This window comes from Providencia heimbachae ATCC 35613 (assembly GCF_001655055.1).
Lineage (GTDB): Bacteria > Pseudomonadota > Gammaproteobacteria > Enterobacterales > Enterobacteriaceae > Providencia > Providencia heimbachae.
The window spans coordinates 97,918-111,405 of the sequence record NZ_LXEW01000018.1 but is presented as its reverse complement, the minus strand read 5'-3'; the positions used below and the strand labels follow the sequence as shown (position 1 = coordinate 111,405).

Here is a 13,488-nt window from a genome sequence, read left to right as displayed (position 1 = left end):
AAATTATTTAGGATGTTGTGGGAGGTTCTTTGGGGAAACCCTAAAAGATAAGAAACATACAGGAAAAAGCCCAAAGCACATCAATGCTTTGGGCTAATTTAAATGATTAACGTATTTTTAGTCGATGATCGTATGTGGATAAAAACGCGATAAATCTTGAGTGATCAATTCTTTATCTTCACGAATACAGATCCCTGCAGGCTGATCATTTACCAACCAACTTCCGACTAAGGTATAGCTACCTTCAAATTGAGGGAGTGGGTGGAATTGTTGAATAATCATCCCTTCTTCGCCATATGGGCCATCAGCAGAGGCAATTTCTTTACCGTTATCGATAATACGGATATTTGCACCTTCGCGAGAGAATAGTGGCTTAATCACATATTTATCAAGTTCTGGCTTGCTATTACCATCAGCAAAGTATGCGGGCAGTAAATTTGGGTGATCTGGGAACATTTCCCACAGCATTGGCAATAACGCTTTGTTAGAAATAATACTCTTCCATGCAGGTTCTAACCAGCGAACACCGGCATCTTGCAATTTAGTTGAGAAAATTTCGCGTAGCATAAATTCCCAAGGATACAATTTAAACAGGTTACTAATAACCTGATCTTGCGTATCGGAGAACTCACCTTTTTCACCTAAACCAATTTCATCGATATACAAAAATTCAGTGGCAACACCTGCTTCATTTGCACAATCTTGCAGATATTGCACGGTGCCTCTATCTTCATCAGTATCACGACAGCATGACATGTGCAGTAGACGGAAACCGTATTGATCTTTTAGCTGTGTAAAACGTTCGATCAATTGCTCTTGAATACTATTAAATTGATCCGCATTTTCTGGTAGATTCCCAGCTGCGATTTGATCTTCCAGCCAAACCCATTGAAAAAAGGCAGATTCATACAGAGACGTGGGGGTATCTGCATTATTTTCAAGTAGTTTTGGTGGATTCACGCCATCATAGGCTAGATCAAGCCTTGAATATAATGAAGGCTGTTCGCTTTTCCATGAACTACGGACAAACTCCCAACAGTGCTTAGGAATTTGAAAACGCGCGAGCAATTCATCACTTTCAATAACACGCTCAACGACTTTCAAGCACATTTGGTGCAATTCAGCCGTTGCATCTTCAATCTCTTCAATTTGAGCCATCGTAAATTGGTAGTAAGCATCTTCAGACCAGTATGGCTCACCATACATAGTGTGAAATTCAAAACCAAATTCAGAGGCTTTTTCACGCCAATTCGGGCGTTCAACAATGGGTACTCGTTTCATTACTTATCAACCACCCATTGAACGGGAGGAAGTTGATTTTGCAGATGAAGACGAACGTTGCGCCATAGCTTGTTTATTAATGCTATCACCAAAACCGCCACGAGTGACAGTCGATGTTGTCGGTGGCTTAGGCGCCATCGCAGTTTTTGGTACACTCATTGAACGGCCACCGGCCGTTGCAGAGCCATAGCTTTTGCCGGATGCATCAACAAATTTGCCGTTAGCTGGGCTAGCTGGATTTTTTGAGCTAAATAATGGTTGAGAGGCTGCACCGCCGCCCATCATACGGCCCATCATGTAACCCATCATCAATGGCATCCACATGCTGCCGCCACCGCTTTGTGCTTGTGCAGTTTGTTCACCATTGGTTGAGCTAGTTCCTGCAAGGCCTGCTTGCGCTGGTGCTTGAGTACACATGGATTCACCAAACTCAGCAATACAGTCCGCTTGCGTTTCATATTTAGGCGCAGTTTTTGCTGCTTCTTGTAAAGCATTGTTATAAGCAACCGTGCACTGTTCAGCTTGTGAAGGATTCGCTTGGCTACAATCCTGTGCATTGGTATACAGCGAAACGGTTTCATCACTTTCTTCACAGGCAGAAAGCATAAAAACAGCACTAACTGCAACGGCAACTGGCGCTAAACGATATGAACGCCAAGACTTACGGAAGGCGTTTTGGTTAATATTTTTGGTGCGCTTCATGGTCATGGTTATTACCCTGAATAAAAGTAAGTAAGGTGTTATACCCAAAATACTCGAAGCTGCATGGCAGCAATAGCCCTGTAACTTGAAGTATGGCAAGTATATTAATAATAGCTCTAGGATAGGGGATATGCGCTGAAAATTAAAGCAGAAATGCAGTACAAATAAGGCGAAATTATCATTTTTATGAGATTAACCCAGTTTTTGATGATTGATTCATTATCTTAATCTTACTAATTATTGATTTTTCTTTAATATCAATGGATTAATAGATGGTTTTTTTTGAAGCAAAATAAAAGAAAGCAGAGTGAGAATTGGCTAAGTTTTACAAAAGAAGGTAAATAAAAATTAATCTGACCAGATTAGTGCAGTCAACGTTGTATATTTATATTTTTATGCTTATTGAATTGCCAGGACTTTTGAATAAGCATAAAAAATAACCCGCTATTTTAGCGGGTTATTTTATTGAAAATTAAAAATTAATTAATTTTCGGGGCATTGATATTACGGATAATACTACTTGGTGAGGTTGCAATTTCTTTACCCAAGCTAGCATTCAGACGAGAAATATCGTCTTCATTTAATGTTCCGCGAGCAAATTCAATATTCAGTTGATTGATCATGTAATCATAACGGGCATTGGACAGATTTTGTTTTGCTTGGTAAAGCGCTGTCGTTGCAGTTAACACGTCAACAATAGTACGAGTACCTACTTGGTATCCTGCTTCCATTGCATCTAAAGAGCTCTGTGCAGATACAACAACTTGTTTGTATGCATTGATGCTACTAATAGATGAAGAAACGTTGTTATAAGATGAGCGAACTAATTGAATAACATTGCGATAAATGCTTTCAAGCTGTTCACTGGCACCTTGGAAGCCATATTGAGCTTGTTCAACTTGTGAGCTGATTGCACCACCAGAATAAAGAGGAACGCTTAAGGTCAGGCCAACACTGTTTTGACCGTTATAGCTATTGCTAGCACCCGTGCCCGTCATTTGGTTGTTATAACCACTGCCATGGTTATAAGTATTCGTCACGCTGGTTCCTGCGTCTAAACTCACCGTTGGCATATGACCTGTTTCAGCTAAGCGGATGTTTTCACGTGAAACATCTTGCGCTAAGCGTGCGCTCAGTAAGCTAAGGTTACGCTCTTCTGCTTCTTTTAAAATGGCATCAACATGATCAGGATCGGTTGTTTTAAAACGGTCGATATTCAATGATGCAAGCTGGTTATAGTAAACACCACTGACTTGGCGTAATTTTTCAACCGCATTTTCTAAGTCGTTACGACCCGAAACTTCTTGGGCAATAACGCTATCATAGTTAGCACGGGCATTTTGCACGTCAGTAATGGCGACTAACCCAACATTGAAGCGTTGAGTTGTTTGGTCTAATTGACGGTAAACAGCTTCTTTGTTTGCTTCAATATAAGATAATGCATCAATGGCTTTTAACACATTAAAATAAGCCGTTGAAGTATCTAAAATAAGTTGTTGTTGGCTTGTTTGGTAAGTGACATCGGAAATACCGGCTGTTTTTTCTTGAACAGTCAGTTGACGCCATTTAGCCATATCAAAGACGACTTGGGTTAATTTCAATGACGCATTCAGGCCTGTACTTTCTGTATTTCTTGCATCACGGTAACCACTGCCATAACTTGCACCAGCCCCTAAACCGAGTTGCGGTAGTAATGGACTACGTGCTTCATTGATTTTCTCAAAAGCTTGGTTACGTTCTGCTAATGATTTTCTGAGCTCAGGGTTACCTTCTTTTGATTTTTGATAAACCTGAAGTAAATCTTCTGCATAGCTATTAGCACTGAGACCCACAAAACTCATTGCAATAAAAAGGGGAAGCAGTTTCTTCATTTGGATTCCTTGATTAAACAGCAAATTATGTTGAGCCTATTACCGAAAACGTATCGTGCTTCTTGATGGTCAATGACATTTAATTATTACTGTAAATAATTCAATGTCATTGACTCTAGAGGCAGTCATTACAACAGGCCTATTGTTGCTCATAAATTTAAATAATGGCGCACATTGTAACAGAGTATCGGTTGTGATAACGGTAGCCTTTTGTGCCATTTCGTCCCAATTTGTTTAAACATTACCTCATTTGAGGTTAAAAAGCCTTAAAAACTGTTTTAATCCACAATTTTTCCTTAATATGGAATTTGTGGCTTAGGAGAATGCAATGGAAAATAAAACAGAACGCCCATTTAAATACGGTAAAGATGATATTGAAATTATATCTAAGCGTAAATTATTTAACGGTTTTTTTCAAATGACAGAATACCGTTTTCGTCATCGATTATTTGAAGGTTCTTGGAGCAATGAGATAACCCGAGAAGTATTTGAGCGCGGACACGCTGGCGTTGTTTTACCTTATGATCCCAAAACAGAAAATGTCGTTTTGATTGAACAAATTCGCCTTCCTGCAATAGAAACCAGTGAGACACCGTGGTTGCTCGAAGCCGTAGCAGGCATGATAGAGCCAAATGAATCACCAGAAGAGGTTATTCGTCGTGAATCGGTGGAAGAAGCGGGTTTAGTGATTGAACGGGCAGAAAAGGCATTAAGCTATCTTTCGAGTCCCGGGGGAACAACCGAACGTATGCACGTTTATATCGGTGAAGTCGACAGTAAAAAAGCCAAAGGCATACATGGATTATCGACAGAAAATGAAGATATACGAGTCCATGTCGTGAGCCGTGATCAAGCTTATCAATGGGTTAACGATGGTACTATTGACAACGCAGCAACAGTCATCGCTATCCAGTGGCTACAACTCAATTATCAAAAACTCCATGAAAAATGGATGAAAGTGTTTTAAATTAGGGAAGTGTGTGCTGATTAGCAGATATTCAACCCATTACTCGTCATACTTCAAGCTGCAAGTGCGTTGGCTGTACTCAGCGACCCAAGTCACATACTTTTGTATGCTCCTCGGGGTAGCTTCGATTGCCGCCTTCTTGTAACTCGGGTTATCTAGAATAATTACGGTAAGCTATACTTCAAATTATATAGATGTTGAGTCTCTGTATAGTTATAGCGAATAGAATAGTTTAGGGTTTAGATAATATTTTAAGGAAAAGGAATACTTTTGGACAGCCAGCTTGAAGTGACTGCAAAGAACTCAAACGTCGTGAGAATTTTACAGGTTACTGATACGCATCTTTTTGCTGATACGGAAAAAACCCTTTTAGGGATTAACACTTACCGAAGTTATCAAGCGGTTCTTGATGCTATTATAGAACAAAATTTGCCTATCGACCTAATCGTGGCGACAGGGGATTTAGTTCAAGATCAATCACCAAAAGCGTATCAACATTTTGCTGAAGGGATTGAAAGAATTCCTGCACCTTGCGTTTGGCTACCGGGCAACCATGACTATCCACCCGCGATGGTGGAATCACTGAGAGTCGCGGGCATTTCCTGTGCTAAGCAAATTTTGATTGGTGATGAATGGCAGGTTTTGATGCTTGATAGCCAACTGCAAGACGTCCCTCATGGGGAGCTTTCGGAACAGCAACTCGAATGGATGAAGCATTGTCTAGATAATCAACCAGAACGAGCGACATTAGTGATGTTACATCATCATCCTCTCCCTTCTGGATGCACATGGCTTGATCAGCATAGTCTGAGAAATTCGCATATATTAGCTGACTATCTAAAGCCTTATACCAATGTAAAAGCCATGTTATGTGGTCATATTCATCAAGAAATGGATGAACTTTGGCATGGTATTCGTTTATTGGCTACGCCATCCACATGCGTTCAATTTAAACCTCATTGCACTAATTTTGCGTTAGATACCGTTGCACCAGGTTGGCGTTATCTTGAGTTGAGCGTTAATTCTCAAGGCGAAAAGCAGGTGAATACGATAGTTCATCGTTTAAATACCCGGGAGTTTAGCCCTGATTTAGATTCAGACGGTTATTAATTTACTTATGCCAACTCTCCTTTATATACATGGTTTTAATAGCTCCCCTCAGTCTGCTAAAGCGAGTAGCTTAAAGCAATGGGTTGAAGCCAACTATCCACATATCAATATGATTGTGCCGCAATTGCCGAATTTCCCACAACAAGCAGAAGCCATGTTGGATGAAATTATTTCACAGCATCAGCATGAGAAAATAGGCCTAGTCGGTTCTTCTCTTGGTGGCTATTTTTCTATTTGGTTTTCTGAGCGTTACCGCCTTCCTGCGGTGGTCATTAATCCTGCGGTTCGTCCCTTTGATTTGTTGCAAGATTATTTAGGGGAAAATACTAATCCCTATACGCAAGAAAGTTATATGTTGGAACCAAAGCATATTGATGAGCTAAAAGCGTTGCATATTGAACACTTGAAATCACCCAATTTGATTTGGCTTCTTCAACAAATGGGTGATGAAGTACTTGATTATCGTGAAGCTGTTACCTATCTTTCAAAGAGCAAGCAAACGGTAGAACCCGATGGTAATCATGCATTTGTTGGTATTGAAGCCTACTTCCCTCAAATGATACGTTTTCTGGAATTAATAGAGAAATAGTGCCAAAACGTATGTTCACTGTTATTATCACCAGTAACTCACTGATTGAATAGTTCAATTAATCACCCATTTACCGCAGAATGACAACATGACTCAATCTAGTTATAACGCAGAGGCCATTGAAGTCCTCAGTGGTTTGGAGCCTGTTCGCCGTCGTCCTGGTATGTACACCGACACCAGTCGACCGAATCATTTGGCACAAGAAGTAATTGATAATAGTGTCGATGAAGCCCTTGCTGGGCACGCGGGGCACATCGAAGTTATTTTATATCCCGATCAATCATTAGAAGTTATTGATGATGGTCGTGGTATGCCTGTTGATATTCACCCTGAAATGAAAGTTTCCGCTGTTGAGTTGATCTTAGGTCAGCTTCATGCGGGGGGGAAATTTTCAAATAAAAATTACCAATTTTCTGGCGGACTACATGGTGTAGGGATTTCCGTCGTTAATGCACTGTCTAAACGCATCGAAGTTACTGTCCGCCGTGATGGTCAAGTCCATCAAATCGCATTTGAAAATGGTGATAAGGTCGAAGATCTACATGTAATAGGCACTTGTGGTAAGCGTAACACCGGAACCAGTGTACATTTTTGGCCTGATGTCAGTTATTTTGATAGCCCTAAATTTTCGGTTTCACGGTTAACTCATAACTTAAAAGCAAAAGCCGTTTTATGCCCTGGCGTGAAAATCACGTTTAAAGATAAGCTCAATAATACTGAGCAAAGCTGGTGTTATAGTGATGGGTTAACGGATTACTTAATGGAATCCGTTGATGGCTTAGAAACGTTACCTGAAAAGCCTTTTACTGGCGAATTTTCGAGTGAAACAGAAGCGGCGCAATGGGCGTTATTATGGTTACCTGACGGTGGGGAAATGCTCACCGAAAGCTATGTTAACCTGATCCCAACAGCGCAAGGTGGTACTCACGTTAACGGGTTACGCCAAGGGTTATTGGATGCCATGCGTGAATTTTGCGAGTTTCGCAATATATTGCCCCGTGGTATCAAACTATCGGCGGAAGATATTTGGGAGCGCTGTACTTATGTTCTCTCCGTTAAAATGCAAGATCCGCAATTTGCAGGGCAAACAAAAGAACGTCTTTCTTCACGCCAATGTGCGGCATTTGTTTCTGGTGTCGTGAAAGATGCCTTTAGCCTATGGCTGAATCAAAACGTCCAAATTGCAGAGCAAATAGCCGAAATGGCGATATCGAGTGCTCAGCGTCGTATGCGTGCGGCGAAAAAAGTGGTTCGCAAAAAACTGACCAGTGGCCCTGCATTACCCGGTAAGCTGGCAGATTGTAGCTCACAAGATTTAAGTATGACTGAGTTATTTCTTGTGGAAGGGGACTCCGCGGGGGGCTCGGCGAAGCAAGCACGTGATCGTGAATATCAAGCCATCATGCCGTTGCGCGGTAAAATTTTGAATACTTGGGAAGTCTCCTCTGATGAGGTACTCGCTTCACAAGAAGTACATGACATTTCTGTTGCGATCGGTATGGATCCTGACAGTGAAGATCTGAGCCAATTACGCTATGGTAAAGTCTGTATTCTTGCGGATGCGGACTCGGATGGATTGCATATCGCAACCCTGTTGTGCGCGTTATTTGTGCGTCACTTTCTTGCCTTAGTGAAAGCAGGGCATGTTTACATGGCCATGCCGCCGTTATATCGAATCGATTTAGGTAAAGAAACCCACTATGCATTGGATGAAAGCGAGAAAAATGCGATCCTCGATAAGCTAAGCCGCAAAAGAGGCAAGCCAAACGTCCAGCGTTTCAAAGGGCTAGGGGAAATGAACCCGCTTCAATTGCGTGAAACAACGTTAGATCCTAATACACGTCGCCTTGTTCAGTTAATCATTGATGATGAAAACTACCCACAAACTCTTGCTGTGATGGATATGCTTCTCGCGAAAAAACGCTCAGAAGACCGTCGAAACTGGCTACAAGAGAAAGGCGACATGGCGGAAATTGATGTCTAACATCCGAAAAGTGATGAGAAAGAGTAAGGAACGTATTGAATGAGTGAAATTACTCATGATGGTGTCGAGCGTTTACCGCTCCATGCCTTTACTGAGAGCGCCTATCTGAACTATTCGATGTACGTCATCATGGATAGGGCGTTACCGTTTATTGGCGATGGACTAAAACCTGTTCAGCGCCGTATTGTCTATGCTATGTCAGAACTTGGACTTAGCAATTCAGCTAAATATAAGAAATCAGCCAGAACCGTCGGGGACGTACTGGGTAAATATCATCCACATGGTGATAGTGCTTGTTATGAAGCAATGGTCTTGATGGCTCAACCCTTTTCTTACCGCTACCCATTAGTTGATGGTCAAGGTAACTGGGGGGCGCCAGATGATCCTAAATCATTCGCTGCGATGCGTTATACCGAGTCACGCCTATCTAAATACGCAGAAACATTGCTCAGTGAACTCGCACATGGCACCGTTGATTGGGTGCCTAACTTTGACGGGACAATGAATGAACCGAAAATGTTGCCAGCGCGTTTGCCGAATATACTGCTTAATGGCACCACTGGGATTGCGGTGGGAATGGCGACCGATATTCCACCTCACAATGCCCGTGAAGTTGCCAATGCGGTGATTGCGTTACTGGATAAACCGACCCTAACACTTGAAGATATTATGGCCTTTGTGCCAGGGCCTGACTATCCAACTGAAGCGGAAATTATTTCGTCCCCCTATGATATTCGTAAGATTTATCAAACGGGTCGTGGTTCTGTGCGCATGCGTGCTGTTTGGGAAAAAGAAGACGGTAATGCCGTTATTACTGCATTGCCTCATCAGGTTTCTGGTGCCAAAGTCCTTGAGCAGATAGCCAGCCAAATTCGGGGGAAAAAACTCCCGATGGTAGAAGATTTACGTGATGAATCCAACCACGAAAACCCAACACGTCTGGTGATTATTCCTCGCAGTAATCGCGTTGATCTTGAACAGGTAATGACCCACCTATTTGCAACAACAGATTTAGAAAGAAGCTATCGTGTTAACCTAAATATGATTGGCTTAGACAACCGACCATCAGTGAAAGGCCTGGTTGAGATCCTTAATGAATGGATCCAGTATCGTCGTCAAACTGTACGTAATCGGTTAAGTCATCGCTTAGAGAAAGTGCTAAGACGTCTTCATATCCTTGATGGTTTATTAATTGCTTATCTGAATATTGATGAAGTAATTGAAATTATTCGTGGAGAAGATGAGCCTAAACCTGTCTTGATGTCGCGCTTTAATATTTCAGATACGCAAGCTGAAGCAATTCTGGAGATAAAACTCCGCCAGTTAGCCAAACTTGAAGAAATGAAAATTCGTGGTGAGCAAGATGAATTAGCAAAAGAGCGCGATGAATTACAAGCTATTCTAGGGTCAGAACGTAGGCTCAATACTTTAATTAAGAAAGAAATTCAGGCGGATGCCAAACTGTATGGTGATGATCGCCGTTCCCCATTGCATGAGCGTGAAGAAGCGAAGGCAATGAGTGAGCACGAGATTTTGCCGTCAGAGCCGGTTACCGTTGTACTCTCCGAAATGGGTTGGGTACGCAGTGCTAAAGGCCATGATATTGAACCGACTAACCTGAATTATAAAGCGGGTGATGGCTTTAAAAGCGCAGCAAAAGGTAAAACTAATCAAGCCGCGGTATTCCTCGATACAACGGGGCGAAGCTACTCGGTTGATCCATTAGAGCTACCTTCTGCCCGCAGTCAAGGTGAACCACTAACTGGTCGGTTAACGCTACCGCCTGGTGCAACCATTGAACACGTATTAATGGCGCCAGAAGAGCAAAAATACTTGATGGCATCAGATGCCGGCTATGGTTTTATCTGTACATTTAATGATTTAGTAACGAAAAATAAAACGGGTAAAGCACTAATTTCATTACCTGAAAATGCAAAAGTTCTTGCGCCCATTGAGTTGCATAACGAGCAAGAAGATCTCTTGTTGGCAATCACCAAAGCGGGTCGTATGTTGATATTCCCTGTTGCTGATCTACCTCAACTTTCTAAAGGTAAGGGGAATAAAATTATTAATATTACCGGCGCTCAAGCGGCAACGGGCGAGGATTTACTGGCTTGGTTAATGATATTACCCTCTCAAGCGTCGATGACACTTTATTTTGGTAAGCGTAAACTGAAATTTAAAGCAGAAGACTTGCAAAAATATCGTTCAGAACGTGGGCGTAAGGGGACATCTTTACCTCGTGGAATGCATAATATTGAACGTATAGAGATTGAGCCTGTAGACGCAAGTTAATAATATTTTAAGTAAAAACTCCATTGTTTCCGGTAGAAATAATGGAGAAGTAATTTTAACTATGGGGCGGTAAGCCCCTTAAAATTTGGGGTTAGTATGTTAGCGCTGATTCGAGCGATTATTATCATTATCTGTACGATATTGATCTGCGTGGGAGGAACAATTTATTGTCTGTTTAGCCCCCGTAATCCTAAACATGTGATGACCTTTGGTCATATGTTTGGCCGACTGTCGAGAGTACTCGGTATTAAAATGGTTTACCGTATACCTGAAGCGGCAAAAAAGTATGGCCCAAGTATCTATATTGGTAATCATCAAAACAATTATGACATGGTCACTATATCTAATGGTGTTCAGGCAAGAACGGTAACCGTGGGTAAAAAAAGTTTACTGTTTGTGCCGTTTTTTGGTTTTTTATACTGGATCACGGGAAATATTTTGATTGATAGGGCGAATCGCTCTAAAGCGCATAATACAATTTCCCAAGTTGCTGACCAAATTACTAAGCGTAAAATATCAGTTTGGATGTTCCCTGAAGGAACGCGTAGCCGTGGTCGTGGTTTATTACCTTTTAAAACAGGTGCATTCCATGCCGCGATTGCTGCCGGTGTGCCGATTGTACCCGTCTGTGCCTCTAGCACTGAAGGTCGAGTCAAGTTAAACCGTTGGGATAACGGCCATGTCATTATTGAAATGTTAGACCCAATAGACACTTCAAAATACAGTCGTGAACAAGTCAGGGAGCTGTCTGAGTATTGCCATCGCCTAATGGAAGATAAAATTAAACAGCTTGATCTTGAAGTGGCTCAAATGAATAAAAAAGCACAAAAGTAACTGTTTTTTAAACGGAAAAATTATTGGTGAGCGAGTGGCTTCTTGTAAGTTTCTCGCTCATTATTCATTTTAAGAGCGTCATTACAAACTGCCTTATTTTTTAATGAAATATTTGAAGTAAGAATTATTTTTATTTAGCGACATTTATTTTGCATCCATCTAATAAATAACCCTTACTATTTTTATACCTATTAATTAAATTTTAATTATTCACAAAGATACTTTTAGAATTTAAGCATCTTTCGCGATATCATGATACGAAGATACCGTTCCATATAGTTTTATTAATTCGAGTTGCTAAACATAATCAACAATTAGGCGACTTAAAGTATGGCGAGTATTAATATTGCTGGCGCTAACCTAAAACAGCCATAAAAATGGCGAAACATTTCGAATATCTAACAATAACAAGCGCTGGAATTTTTATTTAGCGGAGAATTTATGTCATTCAGTCGGTGCCAATCCCTTCTTATCGCAGGGGTGGCTTTGTGCCTGTCTTATGCGCCAACTATTGTTAGTGCGAATGGAGCAAGGGCACTTCCTGTTCCTCCATTATTAGAGTCACGCTCAGGCCAACCTTTATTTTTAACATTACAAAAAATACATTGGTCATTTGATGGTAAATACTCAGCAGATACATGGGGTGTAAATGGTTCATCACCTGGACCTACAATTAGAGTCAAAGATGGAGACGATTTAAAGCTAATTTATAGCAATAGATTAACGGTTCCCGTTTCCATGACAATCAGTGGGTTGCAAATCCCTGGGACGCAAATTGGTGGTGCGGCGAGATTAATTTCCCCCAATGCGGATTGGTCCCCAGTGATCCCAATCCGCCAAAAGGCAGCAACACTTTGGTATCATGCGAATACACAAGGACAAATGGGCGAGCAAGTTCATAATGGTCTGCTTGGTATGTGGATTATTGATGACGACTCAAGTAAAAGTTTACGTTTACCGAACCATTACGGTGTTGATGATTTCCCCATTATTATTCAAGATAAAAGATTAGATAACTTTGGCGTTCCTGAGTATAAAGCTGAAGAGCGTGGTTTTCTCGGTGACACATTGCTTGTTAACGGAGTGCAGGATCCTTATGTTGAAGTTTCGAGAGGTTGGGTGCGTTTACGATTATTAAATGCATCTAACTCAAGACGGTATGTGATGAAAATCAGCGATGGTCGACCATTTGCATTGATAGCTTCAGATCAAGGTTTCTTGACCGTGCCAGTCAATATTCAAGAACTTTCACTTGCACCCGGTGAGCGTCGAGAAGTTTTGGTTGATATGACGAAAACCCAAGAGTTGACGATCTCCGCAGGGGAGTCAGCGACATTTATGGATAGAATGAAAGGGTTATTTGAGCCATCCAGTTCATTAATTTCAACTAATGTACTAACGATTAAAGCAACAGGGTTGATGTCATTAGTGACTGATGCTTTACCAACACAACTTGTTGAAGATAAAACGCAGATTACCTCTGGGATCACTAACCGCGAGATCCGCTTAGACGAGCCCTTTGGTATTAATAATGTGACCATTGATACTAACCGAGTGGATATTGCAAGCCGCCAAGGTAATTGGGAGCGTTGGACGGTTACGAGTAGCGAGCCCCAAGCGTTTCATATTGAAGGTGTACGTTTTAAAGTGATCAATAGCAACGGGCAACCAACGCAACCTGAAGACTATGGTTGGAAAGATACCGTTTGGGTTGATGGACGCACAGAGTTATTAGTCCAAATGATGCAACCATCGTATAACCATTTTCCATTCTTATTCTATAGCCAAAATTTAGAAAAAGCGGATTTAGGTTCAGTAGGACAGATGGTGGTTGCGCCACAAGAGTAAATAAAAA

At 41.4% G+C, this 13,488-nt stretch carries 10 protein-coding genes; 7 read left to right on the top strand and 3 right to left on the bottom strand.

Translation table 11 applies throughout. From position 1 onward, the window contains the following. Positions 1-117 precede the first annotated feature (117 nt). The 3 genes from M998_RS06515 to tolC all read right to left on the bottom strand — a co-directional run bounded on the left by M998_RS06515 (position 118) and on the right by tolC (position 3,854). On the bottom strand, positions 118-1,281 hold the full coding sequence (locus tag M998_RS06515) for a glutathionylspermidine synthase family protein (RefSeq protein WP_068908114.1): 1,164 nt from the start codon (positions 1,279-1,281) through the stop codon (positions 118-120). Between the two features lie 6 nt (positions 1,282-1,287). Next, on the bottom strand, positions 1,288-1,983 hold the full coding sequence (locus tag M998_RS06510) for a DUF1190 family protein (protein ID WP_068908120.1): 696 nt from the start codon (positions 1,981-1,983) through the stop codon (positions 1,288-1,290). 479 nt (positions 1,984-2,462) lie between these two features. Continuing rightward, a complete protein-coding gene (gene tolC / locus M998_RS06505) occupies positions 2,463-3,854 on the bottom strand; it encodes an outer membrane channel protein TolC (RefSeq protein ID WP_068441097.1) in 1,392 nt (463 codons plus the stop codon). Between the two features lie 328 nt (positions 3,855-4,182). Between tolC and nudF the strand changes: the two genes are divergently transcribed. The 7 genes from nudF to ftsP all read left to right on the top strand — a co-directional run bounded on the left by nudF (position 4,183) and on the right by ftsP (position 13,481). Continuing rightward, positions 4,183-4,821: an ADP-ribose diphosphatase gene (nudF, locus tag M998_RS06500; protein WP_068441100.1), complete on the top strand. Its 639-nt coding sequence runs from the start codon at positions 4,183-4,185 to the stop codon at positions 4,819-4,821. Between the two features lie 270 nt (positions 4,822-5,091). Next, entirely contained in the window at positions 5,092-5,931 is an 840-nt protein-coding gene (gene cpdA / locus M998_RS06495; RefSeq protein WP_068441103.1) for a 3',5'-cyclic-AMP phosphodiesterase, read from the top strand. Between the two features lie 7 nt (positions 5,932-5,938). Next, positions 5,939-6,520: an esterase YqiA gene (gene yqiA / locus M998_RS06490; protein WP_068441106.1), complete on the top strand. Its 582-nt coding sequence runs from the start codon at positions 5,939-5,941 to the stop codon at positions 6,518-6,520. Positions 6,521-6,608: 88 nt separating this feature from the next. After that, positions 6,609-8,504 (top strand): DNA topoisomerase IV subunit B, encoded by a 1,896-nt coding sequence (gene parE / locus M998_RS06485; protein WP_068441109.1) that lies wholly within the window; start codon positions 6,609-6,611, stop codon positions 8,502-8,504. Positions 8,505-8,543: 39 nt separating this feature from the next. After that, positions 8,544-10,799, top strand: a complete 2,256-nt coding sequence (gene parC / locus M998_RS06480) for a DNA topoisomerase IV subunit A (RefSeq protein ID WP_068908113.1) — start codon at positions 8,544-8,546, stop codon at positions 10,797-10,799. A 96-nt stretch (positions 10,800-10,895) separates the two neighbouring features. Continuing rightward, on the top strand, positions 10,896-11,633 hold the full coding sequence (locus M998_RS06475) for a 1-acylglycerol-3-phosphate O-acyltransferase (protein ID WP_068441116.1): 738 nt from the start codon (positions 10,896-10,898) through the stop codon (positions 11,631-11,633). A 441-nt stretch (positions 11,634-12,074) separates the two neighbouring features. Next, entirely contained in the window at positions 12,075-13,481 is a 1,407-nt protein-coding gene (ftsP, locus tag M998_RS06470) for a cell division protein FtsP (protein ID WP_068908111.1), read from the top strand. Positions 13,482-13,488: the final 7 nt, after the last annotated feature.

Coding starts and splice junctions, on each gene's coding strand:
- M998_RS06510 (WP_068908120.1), bottom strand. CDS start 1,983: ATGAAGCGCACCAAAAATATTAACCAAAACGCCTTCCGTAAGTCTTGG.
- M998_RS06515 (WP_068908114.1), bottom strand. CDS start 1,281: ATGAAACGAGTACCCATTGTTGAACGCCCGAATTGGCGTGAAAAAGCC.
- parC (WP_068908113.1), top strand. CDS start 8,544: ATGAGTGAAATTACTCATGATGGTGTCGAGCGTTTACCGCTCCATGCC.
- parE (WP_068441109.1), top strand. CDS start 6,609: ATGACTCAATCTAGTTATAACGCAGAGGCCATTGAAGTCCTCAGTGGT.
- yqiA (WP_068441106.1), top strand. CDS start 5,939: ATGCCAACTCTCCTTTATATACATGGTTTTAATAGCTCCCCTCAGTCT.
- nudF (WP_068441100.1), top strand. CDS start 4,183: ATGGAAAATAAAACAGAACGCCCATTTAAATACGGTAAAGATGATATT.
- ftsP (WP_068908111.1), top strand. CDS start 12,075: ATGTCATTCAGTCGGTGCCAATCCCTTCTTATCGCAGGGGTGGCTTTG.
- tolC (WP_068441097.1), bottom strand. CDS start 3,854: ATGAAGAAACTGCTTCCCCTTTTTATTGCAATGAGTTTTGTGGGTCTC.
- M998_RS06475 (WP_068441116.1), top strand. CDS start 10,896: ATGTTAGCGCTGATTCGAGCGATTATTATCATTATCTGTACGATATTG.